This window comes from Enterococcus caccae ATCC BAA-1240 (genome assembly GCF_000407145.1).
GTDB classification, from domain to species: Bacteria; Bacillota; Bacilli; order Lactobacillales; family Enterococcaceae; genus Enterococcus_L; species Enterococcus_L caccae.
Window position 1 is genome coordinate 46,740 of the sequence record NZ_KE136472.1, and the last position, 25,936, is coordinate 72,675.

General features: G+C 36.4%; 23 protein-coding genes, 1 pseudogene and 1 riboswitch. Of the genes and pseudogenes, 20 read left to right on the plus strand and 4 right to left on the minus strand.

From position 1 onward, the window contains the following. Nucleotides 1-442: 442 nt before the first annotated feature. Nucleotides 443-1,960: a lysozyme gene (locus I580_RS16580; RefSeq protein ID WP_010773335.1), complete on the minus strand. Its 1,518-nt coding sequence runs from the start codon at nt 1,958-1,960 to the stop codon at nt 443-445. A gap of 247 nt (nt 1,961-2,207) precedes the next feature. Next, on the minus strand, nt 2,208-2,705 hold the full coding sequence (locus I580_RS00235) for a hypothetical protein (protein WP_010773334.1): 498 nt from the start codon (nt 2,703-2,705) through the stop codon (nt 2,208-2,210). 267 nt (nt 2,706-2,972) lie between these two features. Continuing rightward, a riboswitch (M-box (ykoK) riboswitch) is annotated at nt 2,973-3,141 on the plus strand. Nucleotides 3,142-3,271: 130 nt separating this feature from the next. Here I580_RS00235 and I580_RS00240 point away from each other — a divergent pair. The 8 genes from I580_RS00240 (at nt 3,272) to I580_RS00270 (ending at nt 13,561) form a co-directional block, all read left to right on the plus strand. After that, nucleotides 3,272-4,186, plus strand: a complete 915-nt coding sequence (locus I580_RS00240; protein WP_010773333.1) for an LCP family protein — start codon at nt 3,272-3,274, stop codon at nt 4,184-4,186. A gap of 135 nt (nt 4,187-4,321) precedes the next feature. Then, the gene (locus tag I580_RS00245; RefSeq protein ID WP_010773332.1) at nt 4,322-5,362 is read left to right on the plus strand and encodes an NAD(P)/FAD-dependent oxidoreductase; all 1,041 of its coding nucleotides are present in this window, start codon (nt 4,322-4,324) and stop codon (nt 5,360-5,362) included. Beyond that, complete coding sequence (locus I580_RS17165; protein ID WP_245558666.1) at nt 5,304-5,657, plus strand: hypothetical protein; 354 nt, start codon at nt 5,304-5,306, stop codon at nt 5,655-5,657. The genes I580_RS00245 and I580_RS17165 overlap by 59 nt, the downstream gene beginning before the upstream one ends. Next, nucleotides 5,647-7,119, plus strand: coding sequence for an AcpB/EbpR/MafR family transcriptional regulator (locus I580_RS00250; protein WP_010773331.1), 1,473 nt, complete (start codon nt 5,647-5,649; stop codon nt 7,117-7,119). The genes I580_RS17165 and I580_RS00250 overlap by 11 nt, the downstream gene beginning before the upstream one ends. Before the next feature lie 249 nt (nt 7,120-7,368). Further along, on the plus strand, nt 7,369-8,877 hold the full coding sequence (gene glpK, locus I580_RS00255) for a glycerol kinase GlpK (RefSeq protein WP_010773330.1): 1,509 nt from the start codon (nt 7,369-7,371) through the stop codon (nt 8,875-8,877). 17 nt (nt 8,878-8,894) lie between these two features. Then, the gene (gene glpO / locus I580_RS00260) at nt 8,895-10,730 is read left to right on the plus strand and encodes a type 1 glycerol-3-phosphate oxidase (RefSeq protein ID WP_010773329.1); all 1,836 of its coding nucleotides are present in this window, start codon (nt 8,895-8,897) and stop codon (nt 10,728-10,730) included. A gap of 1 nt (nt 10,731) precedes the next feature. Next, nucleotides 10,732-11,451, plus strand: coding sequence for an MIP/aquaporin family protein (locus I580_RS00265; protein WP_010773328.1), 720 nt, complete (start codon nt 10,732-10,734; stop codon nt 11,449-11,451). 376 nt (nt 11,452-11,827) lie between these two features. Then, nucleotides 11,828-13,561: a Na/Pi cotransporter family protein gene (locus I580_RS00270; protein ID WP_010773327.1), complete on the plus strand. Its 1,734-nt coding sequence runs from the start codon at nt 11,828-11,830 to the stop codon at nt 13,559-13,561. A gap of 31 nt (nt 13,562-13,592) precedes the next feature. On the opposite strand, the gene I580_RS00275 is transcribed toward I580_RS00270, so the two are convergent. Beyond that, entirely contained in the window at nt 13,593-14,138 is a 546-nt protein-coding gene (locus tag I580_RS00275) for an AAA family ATPase (protein WP_010773326.1), read from the minus strand. Nucleotides 14,139-14,254: 116 nt separating this feature from the next. On the opposite strand from I580_RS00275, the gene I580_RS00280 reads away from it, so the two are divergent. The 8 genes from I580_RS00280 (at nt 14,255) to I580_RS00315 (ending at nt 20,589) form a co-directional block, all read left to right on the plus strand. Next, on the plus strand, nt 14,255-15,187 hold the full coding sequence (locus tag I580_RS00280; protein WP_010773325.1) for an alpha/beta fold hydrolase: 933 nt from the start codon (nt 14,255-14,257) through the stop codon (nt 15,185-15,187). Nucleotides 15,188-15,306: 119 nt separating this feature from the next. Then, entirely contained in the window at nt 15,307-15,846 is a 540-nt protein-coding gene (locus tag I580_RS00285; RefSeq protein WP_010773324.1) for a 5-formyltetrahydrofolate cyclo-ligase, read from the plus strand. A 9-nt stretch (nt 15,847-15,855) separates the two neighbouring features. Continuing rightward, complete coding sequence (locus I580_RS00290; RefSeq protein ID WP_010773323.1) at nt 15,856-16,566, plus strand: rhomboid family intramembrane serine protease; 711 nt, start codon at nt 15,856-15,858, stop codon at nt 16,564-16,566. A gap of 16 nt (nt 16,567-16,582) precedes the next feature. Then, complete coding sequence (locus tag I580_RS00295; protein ID WP_010773322.1) at nt 16,583-16,801, plus strand: YqgQ family protein; 219 nt, start codon at nt 16,583-16,585, stop codon at nt 16,799-16,801. Next, entirely contained in the window at nt 16,802-17,773 is a 972-nt protein-coding gene (locus tag I580_RS00300) for an ROK family glucokinase (protein ID WP_010773321.1), read from the plus strand. Between the two features lie 15 nt (nt 17,774-17,788). Continuing rightward, nucleotides 17,789-18,187 (plus strand): rhodanese-like domain-containing protein, encoded by a 399-nt coding sequence (locus tag I580_RS00305; protein WP_010760502.1) that lies wholly within the window; start codon nt 17,789-17,791, stop codon nt 18,185-18,187. A 138-nt stretch (nt 18,188-18,325) separates the two neighbouring features. After that, complete coding sequence (locus I580_RS00310) at nt 18,326-18,694, plus strand: DUF488 domain-containing protein (protein ID WP_010773320.1); 369 nt, start codon at nt 18,326-18,328, stop codon at nt 18,692-18,694. Nucleotides 18,695-18,723: 29 nt separating this feature from the next. Beyond that, a complete protein-coding gene (locus I580_RS00315; protein ID WP_010773319.1) occupies nt 18,724-20,589 on the plus strand; it encodes an FAD/NAD(P)-binding protein in 1,866 nt (621 codons plus the stop codon). 148 nt (nt 20,590-20,737) lie between these two features. Here I580_RS00315 and I580_RS16585 read toward each other — a convergent pair whose 3' ends face one another. Beyond that, nucleotides 20,738-20,905: a DUF3042 family protein gene (locus tag I580_RS16585; RefSeq protein ID WP_010760505.1), complete on the minus strand. Its 168-nt coding sequence runs from the start codon at nt 20,903-20,905 to the stop codon at nt 20,738-20,740. 207 nt (nt 20,906-21,112) lie between these two features. Here I580_RS16585 and I580_RS00320 point away from each other — a divergent pair. The 4 genes and pseudogenes from I580_RS00320 (at nt 21,113) to I580_RS00335 (ending at nt 25,922) form a co-directional block, all read left to right on the plus strand. Beyond that, a pseudogene (locus I580_RS00320) lies at nt 21,113-22,254 on the plus strand (galactokinase). Between the two features lie 62 nt (nt 22,255-22,316). Further along, nucleotides 22,317-23,303 carry a UDP-glucose 4-epimerase GalE gene (gene galE / locus I580_RS00325; protein ID WP_010773316.1) on the plus strand — a complete coding sequence of 329 codons (987 nt, stop codon included), beginning with the start codon at nt 22,317-22,319 and terminating at the stop codon, nt 23,301-23,303. Between the two features lie 133 nt (nt 23,304-23,436). Continuing rightward, nucleotides 23,437-24,918: a UDP-glucose--hexose-1-phosphate uridylyltransferase gene (galT, locus tag I580_RS00330; protein WP_010773315.1), complete on the plus strand. Its 1,482-nt coding sequence runs from the start codon at nt 23,437-23,439 to the stop codon at nt 24,916-24,918. A gap of 17 nt (nt 24,919-24,935) precedes the next feature. Beyond that, nucleotides 24,936-25,922, plus strand: coding sequence for a LacI family DNA-binding transcriptional regulator (locus tag I580_RS00335; protein ID WP_010773314.1), 987 nt, complete (start codon nt 24,936-24,938; stop codon nt 25,920-25,922). Nucleotides 25,923-25,936: the final 14 nt, after the last annotated feature.

Below are 25,936 nucleotides of genomic sequence, written 5' to 3' on the forward strand. Positions count from 1 at the left end.
TTCCTACATTTAGTATAAATTATTTATTCTTTAGAAAACTTTCTATTCTCTGTTGAAATCCTGTTAAAATTCTGTTTGAAGATTTCTAGAGAACAAGTTTTAAGAAAATAGTTATGTATTTAGTAAGAATAAAGTACGGACTAGTCTAATAAGAAAGGGAGGGATGAATCAGTTGGGTAACCGAAATATAAGTTGATTGTATTAAGTGATTTTTTATCTCATATTTTTTTCAGAAATTGAAAAGAGCCTGGGACAAAACTAAAAATCAGTTTTGTCCCAGGCTCTAAATCTGAATAAACGTTGGGATCAGAAGCAAGCCCTTCGGAAATAAGCTGATGTTGCACAGTACCTACTTGCTCACAAAAATTTGAAGAGCAATTTTCGTGAATCCCATCTTATTTCTCGGGGTTAAAAACTTCTGACCCAGCCTCGTAATTAGTCCTTACTTTTGTAAATATACCTGTGCATTAGTATAAGCATTTGTATCCCCTGGAAACCACTTTTTCAACTTGGCTGCAAGTTCTACTGCACGTTCATTATTCTCAATATTTATAATCTGTAAATAAAATTTCCCATCGCTTTGTTTGCCATAAGACACTCTAGTGGAAAGGAAATATTGACAGAATTTTTCGCGTAGGTTTCCTCGTAAACGATTACTAATCGCTTGCCAATCTTTTGGCAAATTATCGATTTCGATCCAATTGTACTTTTTATCTGCTTGAGCAACAACTTTCATATCGCGTTCATTGTAATTGGAAATTTGGCCTTTTGTCAGTCTTAAACATTCTGATTTCATATAGTCAGTCCATTCAGGTTTTACACCAACGACTTTAACCATTAAGTGAGTTGGATATTCAATTAAAAAGACATTTCCATTTGTTAACATAGGCCATGTATTTTGACGAACAAATCCTGCCATGCTTTTTGCTCCTGTTTCAAGAGGAATATCATTAATGACTGTTTTATATAGCTTTCCATTCTTTACTTCAGGATTTTGATTATGCCCTTGATTCATGAAAGGCTCTTTTGTAATAAACCAGATGGTTCGATCCATTAAATCTTGTTCTAAGACCCAGAGATTTCCTAAAGTAGGGCTGCTGATCATATATTGATAAGGACTGTGTGATTCAGCGGTGCTATCAATTTGTCCAATTGTGTATTCTTGACCAAGGTATTTTTTTTCCAATATGCGCTTACTCCAGTGAATGCTAGCGTTAGTGGCACTGGTACTTAAACGAACTTTAGTACCTACTTTAAATTTCGCAGCAGGAGCAAGAGAGAGATCTTGTTCGTAGATCCATTTACGATAGGTTGTTTCATTAGAGCGGATCAATACCTCATATTCTGAATTACTCCATTTAGAGCTGAGTGCATGAATTTCTTCTACTTTGTAATATTGATTGACTCTATTTGCTGGGATCGCTTCATTAGACGACCAAGGTGATGTGATTTTTGCGCCAGCAGATAGTAAGACAATATTTCCCACTTTTACTTTACAGGCTCTAGTTGGAAATGCTTGTTCTAAAAATAGTGATGCCTCTGCCGCTCTACGATTGACTAAACCTTGCAGAATTTGCCCAGTATTATCATGAGTATAAAGTTTCATTTGATTTGTAGCAGCTTCCCATTGTCTGTTGTTGAGACAGGAAAGTAATGCAGACCCTCTTAATATTTCTGGACCTAAATTAAAGTGAAAGCTTGCAAGTGCATCAAATTGGTTTTGATTTAACTGAACACTTACATATTTTGAAATTCCTGCGGCATGGGTGGGCATATCCTCAGCTAAAAATGCATCTGCTTGAGCCTCTGTAATTGTCATACCGGATTTTACTCCTTTTATATGACCATAACCAATCGTCCAAATACCTGATGAATCTTGATAAGCAGTCAAACGTAATCCTTCGAACCCTTTTATTAATTTTATTCCTCTTGGTGATATCTTCATTCCTTCATTTGCCAATATATTTCCTCCGTTCATTCGTATCTTTTTTTTAGAAATAACACGTCTGTTATTTTGGGAATCCCCACTTGTATTGTATATTTTTTAAATAGTATAAAACTGTCTACTATCTGTCATAATTCTGTTTTATATTCACTATGCACTAAGGAAGAAATTTGGAAAAGAAAATAAAGAGCTAGAATAAACAGATAATCATTGTTTTTCTAGCTCTTTTATAAAGTTTTATTTTTAGGTTGCCTGTTCTTTATTAGTCTATTTGAAAATAATCAGACATTGTCAATTTTTCAAATCGTTCTTGTGATGCAAAAACATGTTCATCATGATCGTAAACCAATACTTTAAAATCTTTTGTCTTAGGAATACGCTCAAATGTATCAGTTTCTACTAATAATAGCATTTGCTGACAAAGCCAGTCGAGAACTGTTTCAATATCTTGTTCGTCTTCCACCCAATCGTCAAATAGGTGAAGAGAGGCAAAACGTTGATTTTCATCCCAGTCACGAGCATTATATTTCATTTCTTCTAACTGTGATGTGCTGTGGTTTTTACTCGTATAATAATCGGTTGTTTCTTGCCAAAGGTCTACGGTATTAAAGTAAAGATTGATTTCACCTTCTTCATAAATAGTGCAGTCTAAAGCAAATACATAAAAGGTTTCATCAGAACGATCTAATAGAAAATTATCGATGCTATCTGTTAAAAAGCTGAAAAAGAATTCTTGTTGTTTCTCTAAAAAATTTTCCATGTCTATCCTCCCAATGTTAGGTTCTTTAAACATTGAAACAGATAAAACCTGGTCTGTCTATGGAAAGTTACGATTTGATAGAAAATAGCTATTATTTAAGAAAATGTAAAGTTTTTTTAGTTTAGAATGTTTGTTTATTCTGTAGGGCAGCTAATGTAGCTTTAGATGTAATGTACTTTCAGTTAAATAACATAGTTGTAAATGTGAGGCTCCTATATAAAATTTAATTTGACTTTGTGATTCGATACGCTTATAGTTTAAAATGAATTAAATACTTGTTAGGTGAGGCTCCTATATAAACACAGGCTACTGCTCAGAAATGTCGAAAGACAGGTATGGGTAGGACAAATTTCGTCGAATTAAGGCGTTTTTCAAAGTAGCTAAAAGCAATGCTTTTTACGTTATATAGTGCTAAAACTCAACGAAGAGAAGATCAAGGAAAGTTGTAAATAACTGGCACATGCCATGCGTTTGACTTCTGTTATCTAATCCCTTCGCTGAGTGTTCTTGGTGAAGGATTTTTCTTTTACACGAGAAACCATTTAAGTAGCAGAAAGGAATAACCAATGAAAAAATCTTTAAAAATAATGACAATTGCCTTATTATCAATCCTACTTGTAGTAGTGAGCGCAGGCTGTTATGCAGCAATTTCATTCCAAACAGCAAAGGAAAAAAGTGAATCGAAGCTCTCAAATAAAAATAAAGGTTTTACTGGTGATGAACAGACAAGTGATAAAGAATTGACTGTAATGATCGTGGGGAATGACTCTAGAGATGATGATGAAGATCAGGGACGTTCAGATACGTTGATGGTCGCTCATTATGATGGAAAAACGAAACAACCTAAATTGATTTCGATTATGAGAGATAGTTACGTTACTTTTCCAGATGGCGGACAAGACAAAATCAATGCAGCTTATGCATATGGTGGAGCACAAATGACCAAAGATGTGCTGAAGACAAATTTTGATTTACCAATCAATTATTATGTGGTCATGGATTTTAAAGAGTTTAGTGATATAATTGATGAACTTTATCCCAAAGGAGTGACGATCGACTCCGAAAAAGATATCAATTTAGATGGTGTGGATATTTTGAAAGGGAAACAAACGTTGCACGGCAATAGCTTGCTGCAGTATGCACGTTTTAGAATGGATGAAGAAGGCGATTTTGGGCGAATCAGACGTCAGCAACAAGTGATGGATGCCTTAGTCGCTCAATCTAAAGATTTGATTCCAATTTGGGAACTACCCCAAGTTGCAGGAAAAATGGTCGGGAAAATCGATACAAATGTTCCAACAAGCTTGTTAATCGATTTAGCGAAGGACTTTTTGTCTGGAAAGGTAAATCCTTTAAAATCGTTATCAGTTCCAGTACAAGGCTCTTGGAATTTCAATGACTATACAGAATCTGGCAGCGTGATTGAAATCGATGAGCAACAGAATGCAGAAGCTATTAAGAATTTTATGAAAGATAATTAAATTGTCATTGATCTGTCAGCTCTTATGTAGGGAGCTGATGGGTCTTTTTTAGTATAAAAAGGGTATTTCTATGCGTGAACTTCGAGCTTGTGCTATTCTTTAGGAAAACGGTTTATTTAGAAGGAAGGTTTTACTGTGAAGGTTGTAATCATAGGCGCTTCATTTGCTGGAGTGTCAGCGGCTTTAGCGATTAGAAAAAAACATCCAGAAGCTGATATTCATCTACTGGATAAGCAGCAAACGATCGGTTATTTGCCTGGAGGCATCAATCTTTATTTGAATGAAACGATTGCTCCAATTGAAACAGCTCAGTTCATTTCGGAAAAAGAGCTAGTAGCCAATAAGATTTCATTGCTATTGAACGTCAGAGTAGTCAGTATGGATTCCAAACAACATATTATCACATATGAAAAAGAATCAGTTGCGTTTTTTATGTCGTTCGACAAATTGATTTTAGCGACGGGGTCAAGTCAATGGTCTAAGAACATTATTGGGAGTGATTCGGAGAAAGTTTTAAAATATAAGTTTTTACCAGGGGTACGGCAAGCTATCGAACACTTGGAAAAAAGTGATAAAGTAGCCCTGATCGGTGGTGGTCAAATCGGTGGGGAAGCAGCAGATGCATTGCTAAAAAAAGGCAAAGAAGTACATCTCTTTGAGCGTATGGATTATTTGTTATTTAAGTATTTTGATGAAGAAATGATTCAGCGGGTTCAAGCTGAAATGATCACTCGAGGGGTTGTGTTTCATTTTGATGAAACGGTGGAAAAAATCACAGATACAGATGATGGTCTTTTGATTGAAACAAAGAAGTCTGAGTTAATGTGTGACAGTGCTGTTTTTGCAATGAATGTTCGGCCAGATATACAGTATTTAGACGAACATATTCAAACCCATACGGATCAAACCATTATGGTAAATGAGTATTTACAAACTTCTCAGGCAGATATTTTCGCGATTGGAGATTGCATTCAGGTACCTTATAGTTTGTCAAATGAATCATTTTATATCCCACTAGTGAATAATGCAGTTAGGACAAGGATTAGTAGTAGCTCAAAATCTTGTAGCGCCTACCACGCCGTTTGTGGGCTCGATTCGTACGATCGGCACAAAACTTGTGGATTATTATATAGCAAGTACAGGATTGACCGAAGCAGAAGGATTATTTTATGCTAAGCCAATTTCTGTGACTCATGTTCAACAAAAGAGTTCGTTATTTTCTGGTAGTGAGACAATCTGGGGCAAGATTATTTTTGAAAAGGATACGCATAAAATTTTAGGAGCACAATTAGTTTCAAAAGCGAACATCTTGGAAAAAATCAATACATTAGCACTTGGAATTCAAATGGGTCAAACGCTAGAAGTGTTTTATCAGAAAGATTTTTTGTATCATCCTTATTATTCCAACAGGATCGATATCACGAACCAGTTAGGTTTTGCAGGCTTGTGGAGTGAAGCTGATGAAAATTGAAGCATTATTAGATAGAAAAGAAGCAAGAGAAATTGGCATTTTAAAAAAAGTGATTTTGGCTGGCGGTAAAATCAAGGATGCAGAATTGCTAGATTATTTGGGCGTGTCAAAAGCTTCTTTTGAAAGTGATTTAAAGGAATTAGGTTATTACTTGAAACCTTATGAAAAAGACTGTTCCTTGTTTTACGATGGACAATGGGTGGTAATTCACATGTCGGATCAGTTTTCGATTAGTAAAATTGTAGATGACTATGTTCGAGCATCAATCAAATTTCAGCTAATTGATTATTTATTTCATTATCGGGAATTTACGATTGCTCAGTTGACAACAAAATTTATGATCAGCGAGTCTTCATTATTTCGAAAAATCAAAGAGCTGAATCTATTGTTGAAAGAATTTGATCTTAAAATACGAAATGGTCAATTAAAAGGGGAAGAATTACAAATTCGTTATTTTTATTTTCAAATTTATTGGTTTTTGACGCCATATGAAGTGCATCGGGAAAAAACATTGACCGTTCAAAATTCTAGAATTATTGAAGGTCTGGAAAAAGCTTTGTCACTTTCTTTTGAAGAGCACGGAAGATTAAAAATCAGTTTATGGCTGACCATCAGTAAGAAAAGAATCGTAGTACAAGCAAAACAATTTCAGGAATTGTACAAGAAGAGTCAAGTATACGAACAAGATCCTTTTTTTAAAACATTGCGCTCTTTTGTTTTGCGTTTTTTTAGTCGCTATCCGCTTGAAATCGATGAAGAGGAGAGCTTACTACATTTTATCTTTTTAACAAGTATGTCTGTTTTAGCAGAGTCAGATTTCGCAGATTATAGTTTGATTCGAGGAAGGCGTACGCCGACATCGTTGGCAGATACATTTGTGTTAGAGCATGTGATTTTGTATTATCGTCCACAAAAATTTTTCCCTGAACTAGAGAAAAAAATCTTCTATTATTTTTCTCAAATTCATAGTCGCCTCTATTTTTTCAAAGGTGAGCTAGAATTGTTTGATCGTGAGAATATTTGGCAAAAGGAACAGAATCTTTCTAGTCATCAATTAGCAGATTTTTCTCGTATTCTGCTAGATAAAAGTTTAGAGTGTTTTGATCAATGCTATGAAAAGGGGAATAGCTTACACGAATGGTCATTGGTAAAATACCTTAGTGTACTAGCAATCATTGATTTTGAAATCGTTGGTGAAACCCGTATTGGAATTGATTTGAAAATGGATCATTTGTACAAAGAAGTCATGACGCAAGTATTAGTTTTGAGTTTGAAAAATTTGAATGGTTTAACGATCGAAACGTATGATTCAAAGAAAGCGTATGATTTGATGATCACAAATGTTATGAAGCCGAACGTTTATCGCTCTGTAAAAGAGGTTTATGTTTTATCGGAATTAGGTTCGAGTTATGATATCAATCAAATTAGAATAAAGATTCGTGAACTGCATAATAAAAAATAAAAAGAGTGAAAAACCTTAAAACAAAAAGAATTAGCTTGTTTGTTTTGAGGTTTTTTGTAGTTAAAATAAGGATACTGTCAAAAACTTTCAATTATTTTTGAAATAAAAAAAAAGATGACGTTTTTATAAAACGATTTGCGATTATTATAAATACATGAAATATAAAGCGTTTTCAAATAGAGGTGCTGTTACGATGTGTTATCTAGCTACAAAAGCCCGTTACGCTTTTAAAATAAGGAGGAAACAACAATGACAGAACAAAAGTATATCATGGCGATCGACCAAGGAACAACAAGTTCTAGAGCAATTATTTTTGATAAAAAAGGCAACAATATTGGTAGTTCTCAAAAAGAATTTACACAAATTTTTCCTAATGCTGGTTGGGTAGAGCATAATGCAAATGAAATTTGGAATTCTGTTCAGTCAGTTATCGCAGGTGCTTTGATCGAGTCAGGTGTCAAACCTTCTGATATCGCTGGAATTGGTATTACCAATCAACGTGAAACAACTGTTGTTTGGGACAAGCTAACAGGTTTGCCGATATATAATGCAATCGTTTGGCAATCTCGTCAGTCTTCACCGATTGCAGATCAATTAAAAGAAGATGGACATGGTGACATGATCCATGAAAAAACAGGTTTGATCGTAGACGCTTATTTTTCGGCAACAAAAATTCGTTGGATCTTAGATCATGTTGAAGGGGCGCAAGAGCGTGCTGAAAAAGGAGAGCTATTATTTGGAACGATCGATTCTTGGTTAGTTTGGAAATTAACAGGTGGCGAAACTCATGTGACGGATTATTCCAATGCAAGCCGTACGATGTTATTCAATATTCATGATTTAGATTGGGATCAAGATATTTTAGATATTCTGAATATTCCACGCGTAATGCTTCCGAAAGCGACATCGAATTCAGAAGTGTATGGATTGACGAAAAATTATCATTTCTATGGCAGTGAAATTCCTATTTCGGGTATGGCAGGAGACCAACAAGCTGCATTGTTTGGTCAAATGGCATTTGAACCTGGAATGGTCAAAAATACGTATGGTACAGGATCCTTTATCGTGATGAATACAGGTGAAAAACCACAACTCTCTAATAATAATTTACTAACTACAGTAGGTTATGGAATTAATGGCAAAGTGTATTATGCCTTAGAGGGTAGCATTTTTGTAGCAGGGTCAGCAATTCAATGGTTACGTGATGGATTGAAGATGATTCAAACTGCAGCAGAATCAGAAGCTGTAGCAAATGAATCTCACAATAAAAACGAAGTTTATGTTGTCCCTGCTTTCACAGGTCTTGGTGCACCCTATTGGGATTCTGATGCAAGAGGTGCTGTATTTGGTTTAACAAGAGGAACAACAAGAGAAGACTTTGTAAAAGCAACATTGCAATCGGTCGCTTATCAAGTGCGAGATATCATTGATACGATGCAAAAAGATACAGGAATCAATATCCCTATCTTAAAAGTGGATGGCGGAGCAGCTAATAATGACTTATTGATGCAATTTCAGGCTGACATTTTGAATACTTCTGTTCAAAAAGCACAAAACTTGGAAACAACAGCCTTAGGTGCAGCCTTTTTAGCAGGGTTAGCAGTCGGCTTTTGGAAAGATTTAGATGAATTAAAAGAATTTTATGAAGATGGACAAGTGTTTGAAGCCAAAATGTCTGATGAAGAACGAGATGATTTATATGAAGGGTGGCAACAAGCTGTCGCTGCCACACAAATGTTCAAACATAAATCAAAATAAAGGAAGAAGTGAATGGTATGTCATTTTCAATTAAAACAAGACAAGCATCGATTGAAAAGATGAAGTCTGAAGAATTAGATTTATTGATCATTGGTGGCGGTATTACAGGAGCTGGTGTTGCCTTACAAGCAAGTGCTGCTGGAATGAATACAGGGTTGATCGAAATGCAGGACTTTGCAGAAGGAACTTCTTCTCGTTCCACTAAATTAGTTCACGGTGGCATTCGCTATTTGAAAAATTTTGATGTAGAAGTTGTTGCAGATACAGTCCAAGAGCGCGCAGTTGTTCAAGCCATTGCACCTCATATTCCAAAGCCAGACCCAATGCTTTTACCGATTTATGATGATCCAAAAGCGACGTTTAATATGTTTTCGGTCAAAGTGGCGATGGATCTTTATGATCGTTTGGCAAATGTGATTGGAACTAAATACGAAAATTATACCTTAACAAAAGAAGAAGTACTAGAAAGAGAACCTCAGTTAAAAAGTGAAGGTCTACAAGGCGGCGGTGTTTATCTTGATTTTAGAAATAACGACGCTCGTCTGGTGATTGAAAATATCAAACGTGCCGCATCCGATGGCGGACTGATGGTCAGTAAAGTCAAAGCCGTTGGGTTCATCCAAAATGATCAAGGCAAAATCATTGGCGTAAAAGCAGAAGATTTGCTGACAGGTGAACAATTTGAAATCAAAGCAAAAGTCATTATCAATACAACAGGCCCTTGGTCAGATAAAGTTCGAGGGTTGGATACGAAAGAAAATTTAGTGCCACAAATGCGTCCGACAAAAGGAGTTCATCTTGTTGTGGACAGTAGCAAATTATACGTACCTCAACCAACTTATTTTGATACTGGAAAGCATGATGGACGGATGGTTTTCGTGGTTCCTAGAGAGAAGAAAACCTATTTTGGTACGACAGATACAGATTATACTGGGGATTACGAACATCCTACTGTTACCCAAGATGATGTCGATTATTTACTGGAAATCGTCAACAGTCATTATCCTAAAGCCAACGTAACGATCGATGATATTGAAGCTAGTTGGGCTGGTCTTAGACCATTGATTTCAGAAAATGGCGGATCGGACTACAACGGTGGGAATAATGGAAAAGTCTCTGATGAAAGTTTCGATCAAGTTATCGAGGTTGTTGAGAAATATAAAAATCAGCAAGCAACGCGTTTTGATGTGGAAAATGTCTTGAATCACTTAGAAGATTCATTAGCCGAAAGCAAAGAAAATCCTTCAGCGGTTTCCCGCGGTAGTTTGCTAGAACGCTCAGATGACGGATTGTTGACTTTGTCAGGTGGGAAAATCACAGATTATCGCAAGATGGCAGAAGGTGCTTTGAAAGAAATTCAACGTATTTTGAAAGAAGAATTTAATTGTGCGTTTGAGTTGATCGATTCAAAAACGTATCCTGTTTCAGGGGGAAATCTTGATGCAACAAATGTGGAAAATGAATTAAATGATTTGGCCGCATTAGGTGTGGAAAAAGGATTGAGCCAAGAAGAAGGGGAGTATCTTGCTCATCTTTATGGTTCAAATGTAACAGAACTTTTTGAAAAAATTTCTACAACTGAAATGGTCACAGGTTTAAGTTTAGCTGAAACCTTAGCGCTACACTATGCTTTAGAAAATGAAATGGCCCTAACGCCTGCTGATTATCTTGTGCGTAGAACGAATCACTTGCTCTTTATGAGAGATACGTTAGATGAAGTCAAACAAGGGGTAATTTCGGAAATGAGTCGTTATTATCATTGGTCTAAAGAACAAGAAGAACACTATACAAATGAGTTAAATCAATTGATTGCAGAATCTGACTTGAGTACATTGAAAGAAGGGAAGAAGTAAAATGGATACTTCAAATATGACACAGATTTTCAGTGAGTTTTTAGGCACGATGATTTTGATTCTTTTAGGTGATGGCGTATGTGCGGCAGTTAATTTAAAGAAAAGTAAAGCCGAAGCCTCTGGTTGGATCGTGATTGCATTTGGCTGGGCGATGGCGGTGACAATCGCCGTTTATGTTGCAGGTTATATGGGACCGGCCCATTTGAACCCAGCGGTGACGATCGCAATGGCTATGACGGGAAGTTTTGAATGGAGTTTAGTTGTACCGTTTGTTGTAGCGCAAGTTCTTGGAGCAATTGTTGGGGCAGTTTTAGTGTGGTTGGCTTATTTACCTCACTGGCAAGCAACAGAAGACCAAGGTGCGATTTTAGGAACCTTTGCTACAGGTCCTGCAATTCGTAATTATCCAGCAAATATGGTTACAGAAGTGATCGGTACATTCGTTTTAGTTTTAGGATTACTTTCATTCTCACAACACAGTTTTACAGATGGTTTAAATCCATTAGTTGTTGGGGCTTTGATTTTATCGATTGGTTTGTCTTTAGGTGGACCTACAGGGTATGCAATCAATCCAGCGCGTGATTTTGGTCCTCGTTTAGCCCATCAATTATTACCGATTTCAACAAAAGGGGATTCTGATTGGAGTTACTCTTGGGTTCCAATCGTGGGACCTGTGATTGGAGCAGTGGTTGCTTCTGGTGTTTACATGATGATGGTTTAATTTTGATATGTTTATTCATAGGTTGGGACAGAAGCTTATTTCCGAAGGGATTGCTCCTGTTTCCACCGTTTATCTGGATTCCATGTGATTGGGGTATGACTCGAAGAGTTATGGCCCAATCACATTTTTTATTCGCTAACCAAGTGATTCAGGCAGAATTAAATTTATGATGAAAAAGACAATAATTTATTTACAAGAGGCTTGTTTTTCTGTACTCTTAGATTGAGTTTATTTTTCAAACATTGGGTGAAATGAATTAGTATGATGGAAAAAAGATAAAACATAAATGGAACAAAAAAACGTCACAGTGCTGTTTTCCTATTTTTCATCGATGCTAAACGGCTCACTCAACTTTCAAAATAAAGGAGGAACAAGTGTGTCCTATCAAGAAATATTGTTTCCGTTTCTCGGAGGATTAGGGATTTTTCTATTTGGTATGAAGTATATGGGGGATGGTTTACAGAAATCTGCAGGGGATTCCTTACGGGAGATTTTGAATACCTTTACATCTACACCTTTAAGATCTGTTTTAGCAGGATTAGTTGTCACGGCGATTATTCAAAGTAGTTCTGGTACGACTGTTTTAACTGTCGGGCTGGTCAGTGTCGGATTTATGTCATTGCGTCAAGCAATCGGTGTGATTATGGGAGCAAATGTCGGGACAACTGTTACAGCTTTTATTATTGGGTTTAATTTAAGTTCGTATTCATTGCCGATCATTGGTGTTGGATCGATTTTACTGTTCTTTTCAAAAAGAGAACGAGTCAATAATGTGGGGCAAATTTTGTTTGGTTTTGGTTGCTTATTTTATGGTTTAAAATTAATGGGTGAAGGAATGGCGCCTTTGAGCACGTTGCCTCAATTTGCGGATTTAATGGTAGATGTTTCTCATCATCCTATTCTAGGCGTAGGGATCGGAACCTTGCTCACGATGGTCTTGCAAAGTTCTAGTGCAACAATCGGAATTTTACAGCAATTGTATAGTCAGGGAAGTTTAGCAATTGGTGCTGTATTGCCAATTTTGTTTGGAGACAACATCGGCACAACAATTACTGCTGTGATTGCAGCATTAGGTGTCAGCGTCGCAGCTAAGCGAACAGCAGCTTCTCACGTGATTTTTAATCTAGTAGGTGCAATTATTTTTACAACGTTGTTGACGCCATTTACAGCGGTCGTTGTTCGTATTTCCAACTTGTTAGATTTAAAACCCGCAATGCAGATTGCCGTTGCGCATGGTTTATTCAATATTTCAAATTTATTGATTCAGTTTTGGTTTATTGGCAAGATTGAATGGCTTGTACGGAAAATTATCCCTGGCAAAGATAAGAGTATTGACTTTAAACCATCTAATTTAAATGAATCGATTATTCACAATTCAGCTACATTAGCTTTGAATCAAGCGAAAATCGAATTATCTCAAATGGGTGAATATGTTCTAGGTGCTTTTGAAGCGACGAAATCGTATTATGAGAAACAAGACAACATTGATAAGGAAAATGCGAGCCAATATGAGACTGCAATCAATGATACAGATAATCGCTTGACTGAATACTTAGTGCAACTTTCGGCAACAGAACTCACGATTTCTGAAAGCCATGAACAAACGATGATGTTAGAGCTAACCAAAGATTTAGAACGAATTGGTGATCATTGCCGTAATATTATACAAAACCTCAATGAAGCAATTCATCTTGAAAAGAAACAAAAAGCGAAAGAGAAAAAGGCGGGTAAAGCTTCTGACCGAGACACACTGATTTTATATGATGAAGATGTAGTAGATTTGTTTGAAAAAGTGTTGAAAAATATTCGTGATTCTTTAGTTGTTTTTGAAAATGATGACAAAGAAATGGCCGCTCATATGATAAGTCGGGAAGAGCAGATCGATCATATGGTCAAAATGCTTCGCAAAAAATATATTTCCATCATGAATAGTGGTAAAGGTCGAGCGGCTGATGGAGTTTTATTTATTGACATAGCCTCGAATTTAGAACGCATGAGTGATCGGACGATCCATATGGCTAAGTATGTTTTAGGCGAACGCTATGGGACCGAAGAAATTGTAATCGATCAGTCAGTGAATCCAGTCATTACTTTGCAAACACAGGAATAAAAAAAGAACCCTTTTTGACATGTTTTAAGCGTCATAAAGGGTTCTTTTCTATGATATGCTTGATTGACTGATATAAAATTTCTAGTGGTTGACTGCTATCGAGTTTTAAAACTGGACTTTTGGAATGGACGATTTGATAATTATGCTCAGCAAATGTCCCAATATCAGAAGGCGTTTGAGCGGTATAATATGTTTTGCACCACTCTAAAAAGTCATTGGTTTGGTATCCTTGTTCATCTAACCAGAGTGAGTCAATACCACCTCTAGCTATTTCTCTTTTTATTAAACGCTGGAATCGTTGCTCGTCATCTAACGTGAGAAAAACTAAAAGGTCTCGATCCGTAAAACCAGTAGGATTCCAAGAAAATACTGAGCCTGAAACGATAAAGCGCTCGAATGTTTCACGATCATCATGGTACATTTTTAAGCGCTGCTGGACTGGATAATTCTCAGAAAAATTTTCATCTTTCCAAAGATAGTCATCCGTATCGATCCACTTAATCTGCTCTTTTTCAGCAATATAATTTCCTAAGGTACTTTTTCCAGTACCAGAGGCGCCAATGAGTTGAATTTTCATCTTTATTCTTCCTCCGTTTAAATAAGAAATAATCTTAAAAGAAAATGCACATTAGACTATTTCATTTACTAAGAATACTTTATAATAAATACTATCAATTGAGAAGAGGGAAGAATATGAAACATAATACTTTTTTGTCATCCGATCAGACAACTACAAGTCATTTTATCTGCTGGGAACCAGAGAAAGAGGCAATCGGAACGGTTCAAATCATCCATGGAATGGCAGAGTATATTGAGCGTTATCATGATTTTGCTAAGTACTTAACTAGTCTAGGCTTTATTGTAGTTGGTCATGATCATTTAGGGCATGGCGAATCTGTAGCGAGCGATCAACCAAAACATGGGTATTTTGGTCAGGGAGAGCCGGTGACTTTTGTGCTGGAAGATATTCATCAGGTCAAAGAGTGGATCGAACATACTTATTCAGGCTTGCCACATTTTATGTTGGGGCATAGTATGGGTTCATTTGCTTTGCGCAATTATTTACAATTGTATAAATCTGAGATTAGCGGTGCTATTTTTATGGGAACTGGTAAAAATGCTTCGATGTTATCACTAGCTCTTTCTCTAACGAAAGGATTAAATCTTACCGCTCCCGAAAAACAAAATAAATGGTTGGATCATATGGCTTTTGGCTCTTTTAGTAAACAATTTCCAGAAGCGGGAAGCTTTAATTGGTTAAGTAAAAATCAAGAAAATGTAAGACGTTATGAAGACGATCCATTAACAGGTTTTACGTTTACGAATAATGGTTTTTATACGTTGTTCCGTTTAGTGGATGGAGCAAATCGTAATGGTTGGGCGCAGAATATTGATCGAGACTTACCGATTTTGGTCATTAGTGGTGAACAAGATCCAGTAGGAGATTTTGGTAAAGGTCCTAGAAAAGTTGCAAAAGAACTTGATGAGGCAGGAATCAGAGATGTATCACTTGTTTTGTTTACCGATTTGCGTCATGAAATTTTGCTGGAAGAAGAAAAAAATGAGGTTTATAAAGCGATTGGCAATTGGTTGGAAAAAAGACTACATCATGAACCAAAAGACTAGAAATCTAGTTGCTATTTAAAGGTTTTTTCTATAAACTACAGAGTAAGGTTAAAAAGATCAAGGAGTAAAAAATAAAGTAATTTATTGTGCTGAATTTTTCTGATAAAGGAGGGCTGGTTGTGGAAAAAACACAGCTAAGAAAACTAGGGTTGGCAAACTTAAAATGGCTTCAAGAACATCCAGAACTAAAAGTGCAAAAAGAACAAGAAATCAGCCAAACACTGTTTCATGATCCATGTTGGGAAAATGCAGAAACGATTGCGATCACTAAATCACTTGATTTTGAATTTGATACGCATATTTTACTTAGTAGAGGGTGGCAAGAAGGAAAACAACTGTTGATGCCGATCACTGGCAAGAATCGAGTGTTGACATTTCATAGGATCACTCCTGAAACCATTTTTGAAAGAACTGCATTTGGTGTAGAAGAACCGAAAGATGCATCTGAAGTTTCTGTTGAAACAATCGATTTAGTCGTTGTACCAGGGATCGTTTTTACGCATGAGGGATTTCGGATTGGTTTTGGCGGAGGATTTTATGATCGTTTTCTAAAACAATATCAAGGAGAAACATGTAGTTTGGTATTCAGTGAACAGATTCAAGAAAACTGGCAAGTAGAGCCTTTTGATTTGCCTGTAAAACGATTATTTATCAGCTAGGAGGAACACATGAATTATCAAACACAAATGAAGATAAAAAGAATATTGAAGCAGCCGCTAGTGACCTATGCCTTACTTGGAATTACAACGATTGTTTTTCTAGGGATGGAACTGACAGGTGGATCAGAAAACGGACAGGTTTTGGTTAACTGGGGTGCGATGTCGCGAGGCGAGATTCTTTATTTACATGAATATTGGCGCTTTTTTACTCCGATGTTTTTACATATCGGTTGGTTGCATTTTGTTGTAAATATGGTGACACTGTATTATGTGGGTTCTCAGGTAGAAAGTATTTATGGTCATTGGCGCTATCTCTTGATTTATTTATTGAGTGGTGTTGCTGGAAATATTGTGAGCTTTACCTTTGGCTCACCCAATAGTATTTCAGCGGGTGCTAGTACGGCCTTGTTTGGATTATTTGGTGCTTTTGTTATCTTAGGTCGTCATTTTAGAAATAATCCAGCCATTTCATTTATGGTTCAACGTTATGCGACGTTTATTGGAATCAACTTGATTTTTAATTTATTTAGTAGTTCTGTAGATATTATGGGACATATTGGCGGCTTGATCGGTGGGCTTTTAGTAGCATCTGCTTTAGCTGTACCAGATCGTTCTGACGAGTTCAATATCCATGAACGAATCATATCTGGTATCCTTTTTGTATTTTTATTAGGCGTTTGTCTACTCTTGGGTTTTAAAAAATTCGGTTTACTTGTATAATAAGGAAGTGCATTTAATGGAAACGCTATATGATGTACAGCAGTTATTTAAACAGTTCGGTATTTACATTTATGTAGGTGCCAGAATTTATGATATCGAGTTGATGATGATCGAATTGAAAAATATTTATGAAGGTCACTTGATCGATAGAGACACGTATCTCCATGCGAGAAGTATTTTACAAAGAGAACATCGAATTGAAGAAAGCAGAGCGACTGAGAAAGGAACCGAGTAAATGGATAAGAAATTGATTGGGATTGATTTAGGCGGAACAACGATTAAGTTTGCGATTTTAACAGCTGATGGAGATGTTCAGCAAAAGTGGAGTATTGAAACGAATATTCTGGATGAAGGTCGTCATATTGTGCCGGATATTATTGAATCAATCAATCATCGAATCTCTCTTTATGAGATGAAGCATGAGGATTTTATCGGAATCGGTATGGGCACGCCAGGTAGTGTAGATATTAAGAAAGGCACAGTAGTTGGTGCTTACAATCTTAATTGGACAAAAAAACAAAATGTAAAAAATCAAATTGAGGAAGCAACTGGAATTCCTTTTATTTTAGATAATGATGCTAATGTGGCCGCTTTAGGTGAACGTTGGAAAGGTGCTGGCGAAAACAATCCTGATGTTGTTTTTATCACACTTGGGACAGGTGTTGGCGGTGGCATTATTGCAGAAGGCAATTTATTACATGGTGTTAACGGCTGTGCTGGTGAAATTGGTCATGTAACGGTTGATCCAGGAGGATTTGAATGTACGTGTGGTAAACGAGGTTGTCTAGAAACTGTTTCTAGTGCTACAGGGGTGGTTCGGGTTGCTCGGCATATGTCGGAAGAATATGCAGGTGATTCTCAGTTAAAACAAGCCATTGATGATGGTCAAGATGTTTCAAGTAAAGATGTCTTTGAATATGCGCAAGCTGATGATCCATTTGCTTTGATGGTGGTTGATCGTGTGTGTTATTTCTTAGGTCTTGCAATTGGTAATGTAGGGAATACTTTGAATCCGTCTAGTGTGGTCATTGGCGGTGGTGTTTCTGCGGCGGGTGAATTTTTACGTAGCCGTGTTCAAACATATTTTGAAGAATTTACTTTCCCAGAAGTTCGTAACAGCACGCAAGTTAAACTTGCTCAATTAGGAAATGAAGCGGGCGTTATTGGAGCTGCTTCACTTGCGTTACAATTTATGGAGAAAGAGTAAGAAAGGGATTTTGGAATGAACGTTTTATGGATTATCAACGGAGTTTTATTAACGATTTTACTAGCAATGGGAATCAATGAATTATATCTTAGAATCATGGCAAAACGATCTGCCAAAACAATCACTGAAGAAGAGTTTAAAGAGGGCATGAGAAAAGCACAAATTATTGATGTCCGTGAGAAAGACTCATTTGATGCTGGTCATATTCTTGGTGCACGCAGTATGCCTTATACAACGATTAAAACAACGTTGAATTCCATTCGAAAAGATCAGCCTGTTTATATTTATGATCAAAAAAAATCATTAAGTATTCGTACAGCAAATCAATTACGTAAAAATGGTTATAAAGATCTTTATATTTTAAAAGGCGGTTATGAAGGCTGGACTGGTAAAACGAAAAAGAAAAATGCTTAATCAATAAAGTACAGAGAAATAAACGAGTGTTCAAGAGATGGACAACGTTTGCTTCTCTGTGTTTTTTTCTTCTAAAGAAAAATAGTAAATTGTTTCTTTTTTTATTCATTACGGTAAAATAAGGATGAGGTGTTGCATATGATTCAAATTAAAAGAGCGTATGAAGAAACCAGTCCTACTGATGGTTATCGTATACTAGTCGATAGACTGTGGCCTAGAGGAATGTCAAAGGAAAAAGAACACTTGGATGTATGGCTAAAAACTATCGCACCAAGTAATGAACTTAGAAAATGGTTTGGTCATGATCCCACTAAATTTGCTGAATTTAAAGAAAAATATATCGCTGAACTCAGGTCAGCAGACGGACAGAAATCGCTTCAAGAATTAGTAAAACTCATGAAAGAACAACCAACACTGACACTAATTTATAGTGCAAAAGATGAAAAAAATAATAATGCAGTCGTTTTAAAAGAAATCTTAGAAAAAATGAATCAAGCAAAGTTTTGAACTAAACTAGTTTGAAAGGAGGAAGTGAAATGAAAATTGCAATCATTGGCGGGGGTCCCAGAGGACTTTCAATTTTGGAACGAATTGTTGAGTGGTCAAGAGAAGAGCAAGTCATCCAAATTACAATGTTTGATCCATATGGTCCAGGTGGAAAAGTCTGGCGAGAAGATCAGCCGCTATCTTTGTTGATGAATTCGGTCGCTTCCCAAGTCACATTATTTACAGATGAAACCCTGAGTACCAAAGGTCCTGTAGCTAAAGGACCTAATTTATATGAGTGGGCTCAAATTGAGGGACCTGTTTTTATCAAAAAAAATAATATAGACAATAAAGTAAAACTACTGGAAGAATGTGAAACGTTAGGACCCAATGACCACTGCTCAAGAGTGTTTTATGGGATATATCAAAAATGGTTCTATGAATATGTTCAAACTCGAATGACAGAACAGACATCTGTAAAGTTTTTTAAAGATACCGTTCGAGCTGCGAAAATATCAAATAATAAGTTTCTGGTCTATACTAAAGCAGTTGAAACAACGGTTGACACGGTTGTTTTAGCTTTGGGTCATCAAGAAAATGAACTGGTCGGTCGTGAGAAAGAGTTAGCCGCTTATGCTAGGGAGCATCGCTTATTTTACTGTTCTCCTAAAAATGCAGCTGATGCATATCTTGAGGCAATCACTGAAGACACAACTGTGTTGATAAGAGGTTTAGGCTTGGTTTTTTATGATTATCTGACATTGCTGACGAGTGGTCGTGGTGGAACTTTTGAAGAGATAAATGGAACATTGGTTTATCAGCCATCAGGAAAAGAACCTAAAATCATTGCAGGTTCTAGTCGTGGAATTCCTTATCATGCTAGAGGTGTTAACCAAAAAGGTTACGGTGAAGAGTACCAACCACGGTTTCTAAAGGAAAAGAGCTTAAATAAGTTTAAAAGAAAAGGGAAGTTTCCAGCTGAACAGTTTTTTGAGCTTCTAAAGAAAGAAGTAGAGTTTGTTTATTATTCTGCACTAATCAAAACAGATTACCTTGATGTAAATAGCACTCGATTTACTGAGGACTTTATTCGAAGCAGAGGAGATCTGTCCGTTTTAAAAAAATATAGTATCCATGAAAAAGATTTTTGGGACTGGTCTGTTATTCAACACCCAGATCAAACAATAAGTAAGCAAGACTCTTTTCAGGAATTTACTGTAGCTTATTTAAACTGGGATTTAGAACAGGCAAAAAGAGGGACGATTTCAGGACCTTTTGCAGCAGCATTGGATAGCTTAAAAGATTTACGAGATGAGGTACGTTTTATGCTAGATCATCATCTATTTTCAGATGATGAGACCAAAAAATGGTTGTGGGATTGGTTTACACCATTAAATTCTTTTTTATCAATTGGTCCGCCTTTAGAGCGTACATCCGAACTAAATGCTTTAATCAAAGCGGGAATCGTAACGTTGCTTGGTCCAGAAATGGAGTTAACAACGACATCTGGTCAGTTCATCGGCTATTCTAGAAAAGAGCCGAACATAAAATATAAAACCCATTTTCTAATAGAAGCTAGATTATCTAAAACGGCTAATCAACTTAGTTTAAATCCAGTCGTCCAACAATTATTAGCAGATGAGATCGCAAGTTTGCATCAATTGGAATTAGATTCTGGTGAATATTATCAAACAGGAGCCCTTTTAGTTGATCATAAAACAAATCAAATTCGATCTAAATCTGGAGAAATCGTCAATGGTTTATTCTGTTATGGTATACCCACAGAAGGAATCCACTGGCTGACAGCGGCAACTTCAAGACCTGGGACAGATCCTTGGAATCTTAGGGAGGCCGATTTGATTGCTGAAACTATTTTTGAAGGAAAGAGAACGGTGAATGAGAATGACAAGGGTTGAGCTGTTATTTTCTTGCACTGTTGTTTATAGAAAAAATTTTTTACTCTTCAATCAGGGCTAACTAGCTCATCCAATTTTCGATAATCTAGTCACACAAAGGAACCCTCTATGAAAATAAATAATTTTCATAGAGGGTTAAACGTTTTGTTTATCGAGAAATACGTTTGCGCATTGCTTTTTTACGGTTTTCCTCAATCATATCTTCTTTTTCTTCGATTGGGTCAAGAACTGTTTTCTTGATTGTAGCCGCAAAGCCAACAACAGCAGCACATGTTACTGCTGTTCCCACAAGCATACCTGAAATAAATTTTTTCATATGTATTCTCCTTTCCATTAGTTAGTCAACTCCATTATGAACTAAAGTAAGAAAAAAATCCAATAGATTGTAGTAAACTTAAAGAGTACTTATATTTTCACTTTCTATGTCTACAGAGTTACTGCCCCATCTGGTTTGAAAACATTTACTAAAAAACTTGGTAAGATTTAGTAAATGTTTTGTAATTCATTTAAGAGGTGATTTTTTTTGGAAAATAAGTTAAAAAAACGATTTCTTGCTGTGTTTGGAAAAGACGAAGAAGCGTTTTTTTGCACCTGGAAGAATCATCTTGATTGGCGAACATACAGATTATAATGGCGGACATGTCTTTCTAGCTGCAATTACGCTAGGAATATATGGTGTTGTTAGGAAACGACAAGATCAGAGTATTCGCCTGTATTCAGAGAATTTTGCTGAAGTAGGAATCATTGAGCTTATATTAAATGATTTATCCTATAAAAAGGAAGATGGCTGGACAAATTATTCTAAAGGGATGGTTCATTATTTAATGAACGATAGCTATCCTATTGATCAGGGGATGGCTATTCTATTTTACGGTATGATTCCAAATGATGCAGGGCTCTCTTCCTCTGCTTCAATCGAATTGTTGACAGGTGTTATGTTAAACGATTTATTTGATTTGGATATTCACATGTTGAATCTTGTGAAGACTGGACAATGAGTCGGAAATCATTTTATCGGTGTAAAATCTGGAATTATGGATCAGTTTGCATTTGGTATGGGGATGTGAGACAAGGCTATTTTAATAGATACAAATACATTAGACTCTGAATTAGTATCAGCAAAATTCAGCGAATGTGTGATTGTAATCATGAACACGAACAAACGTAGAGAATTAGCTGATTCAAAATATAATGAACGACGGACAGAGTATGAACTAGTATTACGCCGCCTTCAAACTATCTTACCAATTCAATTATTAGGAGAATTGACAGAGGAACAGTTCGAACAACATAAAGGAATTATTGTGGATCCATGGTTAATCAGGCGAGCAAAACATGCAGTAACGGAAAATCAACGAACAATCAAAGCAAAGAATGCATTAGGAAAAAATGATTTAAAAGGCTTTGGTCAATTACTGAACGCTTCTCATACTTCATTAAAAGAGGATTATGAAGTGACTATTAGTAGCTACAGCACAAAAACAACCAGGTCTAGTAGGCGCGTGTATGACAGGCGCTGGTTTTGGTGGTTGTGCTATAGCCTTAGTGAAGGAAAAGGAATTAGAGTATTTTATTGAGCAAGTTGGAAAAGTATACAAAGAGAAGATTGGTTACTCAGCAGATTTTTATAGTGCAACTGTTGATGATGGAGCAAGAAAGCTGTAAAATAAAGAATACTTGAAAATACATTCTGTTTTCTGATACCGTTAAATCAAGGAGGCAAGAACATGGCAATTTTAGTTTTAGGTGGAGCAGGTTATATTGGTTCACATGCAGTAGATCAACTGGTTCATAAAGGATATCAAGTTGTTGTGATCGACAATCTCCAAACGGGTCATAGACAATCGATTCATGAAAAAGCTAAATTTTATCAAGGTGATATTAGAGATAAAAAATTTATGCAAGAGGTTTTAAAAAAGGAAACGATCGATGATGTGATTCATTTTGCTGCAAGTTCACTAGTTGGTGAGTCAGTAGAAAAACCATTGGAGTACTTTAATAACAATGTTCAGGGGACACAAATTGTATTAGAAGTCATGGAAGAATTTGGTATCAAAAATATCGTATTCTCATCAACAGCTGCTACATACGGGGAACCAAAAGAGATGCCTATGGTTGAAACGATGGCGACAAATCCGGAAAATCCATACGGTGAAAGCAAATTGATGATGGAAAAAATGATGAAATGGTGCGATAAAGCTTATGGGATAAAGTATGTTGCACTTCGTTATTTCAATGTAGCAGGTGCAAAATCGGATGCTTCAATTGGAGAAGACCATGATCCTGAAACACATTTAATACCGATTATTTTACAAACAGCTTTAGGGCAAAGAGCGTATCTAGGAATTTATGGTGATGACTACGATACACCAGATGGGACCTGTATCCGTGATTATGTTTATATTGAAGACCTAATTGCTGCTCACATTGCTGCGTTGGATTATTTGCAAAAAGGCAATGAAAGCAATGTATTCAATTTAGGTAGTAATACAGGCTATTCAGTTAAAGAAATGTTGGAAGCTGCACGAGAAGTAACAAACAAAGAGATACCAGCAAAAGTACTTCCGCGTCGTCAAGGTGATCCTAGTAAACTTGTCGCTTCAAGTGAGAAAGCTAAGGTGATTTTAGGTTGGCAACCTAAAGTCACAGACATTAAACAGATCATCGAAACCGCTTGGAATTGGCATGTTAGCCATCCAAAAGGGTATGAATAGTCTTCTATTGTTATTTATCTTCATAGGCTAACTTTTCAGGAAAAAAATGATTGTTATAAAAAACTCAGTCATTAATCCTATTTTCTACGAGACGGAGTGAGCCTGCTAGGCTTTTAAATTAGGAGGAATCGTTGTGTCAATTAGTCAAACTATTACTGATTTTGTCACGTTGGCAATTCAAGCTGGCGGTTGGATGGAGTTGGACCGTCTTTATTTACAGAATCGTGTTCTCGCGATGATTGGTGAAGAATCTTTAGATTCAGTTTCGCCAACAACAGTGACAAAAACATCGTTAGAATTACTAGATGAACTAGTCGATCGAGCGATAAAGAATAGCATTATTCAACAAGGGTCAGTTGATTTAGAGAGTTTTGAAGCACAATTAATGGATTTTTTAACACCACCGCCTTCAGTTGTTAATGCTTTATTTGCCCAACATTATGAAAAAGATCCAGCTGATGCGACTGACTATTTCTATAAATTAAGTAAAGAAAATGATTATATTAAGACTCGAGCAATTGCTAAAAATATTGTTTTCTCAGCAGAAACAGAGTATGGTCCATTAGAAATTACGATCAATTTGTCAAGACAAGAAAAAGAACCAAAACAAATTGCTGCAGCGCACCAAGTAACGCAAGCAGATTATCCAAAGTGCGTGTTGTGTATGGAAAATGAGGGGTACAAAGGTCGGGCTAATTATCCAGCTAGAACGAATCATCGGGTTATTCGGATGAATTTAGATGGAGAGAGTTGGGGATTTCAGTATTCACCATATGCTTATTATAATGAACATTCGATTATTTTATCTGAAGAGCATCGTCCCGTGATGATTTCTAAAGAGACATTTCGCCGATTGACTAGGATCATTGAAGTATTGCCGCATTATTTTGTCGGTTCAAATGCGGACTTACCAATTGTAGGTGGTTCGATTTTAATGCATGATCATTATCAAGCTGGACGGCATATTTTTCCAATGGAGAGAGCAGAGATTGAACATTATTTTGAATTGAATGATTTTCCGTTAATGAATGCAGGTCTTGTTAAATGGCCGATGTCTGTGATTAGATTGCAAAGTCCGAATTCAGAAGACTTAGTTGAAGCGGCCACATTGATTTTGGAGAAATGGCGAAACTATTCCGATGAGTCTGTCTCAATTCGAGCTTTCTCAGAGGATGGAACGCCACATCACACCATCACACCGATTGCTCGCCGCAAAGGTCAACTATTTGAACTAGACTTAGTATTGCGTGATAATAATACTTCTGCAGAGCATCCTGATGGCATTTTTCATCCTCATCCAGAGGTGCAACATATTATAAAGGAAAATATTGGACTGTTCGAAGTGATGGGATTAGCTGTATTGCCGCCTCGATTAAATGATGAGCTACAAGAAGTAGAAAAGTATGTTTTAGGGAAAGAAAATCGTATCGCTGATTACCATAAGGAATGGGCAAATCAAATGAAAAAAGACTATTCTCTTAAAGAAGGAAACGCAAAAGAAGTGATTCAACAAGAAGTAGGGAAAATATTTGCTCGCGTTTTAGCGGATGCTGGTGTTTATAAACGAACGGAAGAAGGTCACAAAGCGTTTAAACGATTTATTGACAGTCTATAAAGAAGGTAGGTGAATAGATGGCAACGATCAAAGACATTGCAAGACTAGCAGACGTTTCACCAGCTACAGTTTCCAGAGTATTGAACTATGATCCAGATCTTTCTGTTGGAATCAAGACAAAGCAAAAAATTTTTGAAGCTGCAGAAGAGTTAAATTATACAAAACATACAAAAAATGCAAAGACAGCTAAGATAAAACTTGTATTGGTTCAATGGTACAATGAATCTGAGGAACTTGAAGATATATATTATTTATCTATTCGTTTAGGAATCGAAAAGAAAGCGGAAGAAATGAATGTTGAATTAGTCAAACGTTCAATGGATGAGCTTGAGAATGAAACTGCTAATGGGATTTTAGCGTTAGGTAAATTCGATAAAGCGGAGGCGGATTATCTCTTCGATAAGAACCCTAATCTCCTGTTTATCGATTTTGATGCCCTTGATTTAGGTTATAATTCTCTAGTAATCGATTTTCACCAAAGCATGTCTTCTGTTTTGACTTACTTGACTCAACACGGGCATCAAAAAATTGGCATGATTGCTGGAGAAGAATATACTCGAGGAAGTCATGAATTCCTTGAAGATAAACGATTGACCTTCTTTAAAGAAATTTTAGAACAAAAAGAAATGTTAAACGAAGCATTTATTTTAAGTGCGCCATTTACGGTGGTCAGCGGTTATGAAGTAATGAAGCAGTTTTTGAAAGAGCACCCGAAGGAATTTCCAAGTGCTTTTTTCGCTTCTAGTGATGCTCTAGCTGTAGGGGTTTTAAAAGCGATTCAAGAAGTAGGTCTTAAAGTACCCGAAGATATTTCAGTAATTGGATTTAATGATATTAGCGTAGCTAAATATGTTAGCCCGCCATTGACTACAATAAAAATCCATACAGAATGGTTAGGAGAACTTGCTATTGAAACGATTCTTGCTCTTATTTATGAACAAGCGCCAATAGCAAGAAAAATTACGATTGCAACGGAATTGATAGAAAGAGCATCAACGAGATAAAACTCATTGATGCT

Excerpts from the sequence above, each read along its gene's own strand:
- I580_RS00235 (WP_010773334.1), bottom strand. The coding sequence starts at position 2,705 with ATGGAAAATTTTTTAGAGAAACAACAAGAATTCTTTTTCAGCTTTTTA.
- I580_RS00240 (WP_010773333.1), top strand. The coding sequence starts at position 3,272 with ATGAAAAAATCTTTAAAAATAATGACAATTGCCTTATTATCAATCCTA.
- I580_RS00250 (WP_010773331.1), top strand. The coding sequence starts at position 5,647 with ATGAAAATTGAAGCATTATTAGATAGAAAAGAAGCAAGAGAAATTGGC.
- glpK (WP_010773330.1), top strand. The coding sequence starts at position 7,369 with ATGACAGAACAAAAGTATATCATGGCGATCGACCAAGGAACAACAAGT.
- glpO (WP_010773329.1), top strand. The coding sequence starts at position 8,895 with ATGTCATTTTCAATTAAAACAAGACAAGCATCGATTGAAAAGATGAAG.
- I580_RS00265 (WP_010773328.1), top strand. The coding sequence starts at position 10,732 with ATGGATACTTCAAATATGACACAGATTTTCAGTGAGTTTTTAGGCACG.
- I580_RS00275 (WP_010773326.1), bottom strand. The coding sequence starts at position 14,138 with ATGAAAATTCAACTCATTGGCGCCTCTGGTACTGGAAAAAGTACCTTA.
- I580_RS00280 (WP_010773325.1), top strand. The coding sequence starts at position 14,255 with ATGAAACATAATACTTTTTTGTCATCCGATCAGACAACTACAAGTCAT.
- I580_RS00290 (WP_010773323.1), top strand. The coding sequence starts at position 15,856 with ATGAATTATCAAACACAAATGAAGATAAAAAGAATATTGAAGCAGCCG.
- I580_RS00295 (WP_010773322.1), top strand. The coding sequence starts at position 16,583 with ATGGAAACGCTATATGATGTACAGCAGTTATTTAAACAGTTCGGTATT.
- I580_RS00300 (WP_010773321.1), top strand. The coding sequence starts at position 16,802 with ATGGATAAGAAATTGATTGGGATTGATTTAGGCGGAACAACGATTAAG.
- I580_RS00305 (WP_010760502.1), top strand. The coding sequence starts at position 17,789 with ATGAACGTTTTATGGATTATCAACGGAGTTTTATTAACGATTTTACTA.
- I580_RS00310 (WP_010773320.1), top strand. The coding sequence starts at position 18,326 with ATGATTCAAATTAAAAGAGCGTATGAAGAAACCAGTCCTACTGATGGT.
- I580_RS00315 (WP_010773319.1), top strand. The coding sequence starts at position 18,724 with ATGAAAATTGCAATCATTGGCGGGGGTCCCAGAGGACTTTCAATTTTG.
- I580_RS16585 (WP_010760505.1), bottom strand. The coding sequence starts at position 20,905 with ATGAAAAAATTTATTTCAGGTATGCTTGTGGGAACAGCAGTAACATGT.
- galE (WP_010773316.1), top strand. The coding sequence starts at position 22,317 with ATGGCAATTTTAGTTTTAGGTGGAGCAGGTTATATTGGTTCACATGCA.
- I580_RS00335 (WP_010773314.1), top strand. The coding sequence starts at position 24,936 with ATGGCAACGATCAAAGACATTGCAAGACTAGCAGACGTTTCACCAGCT.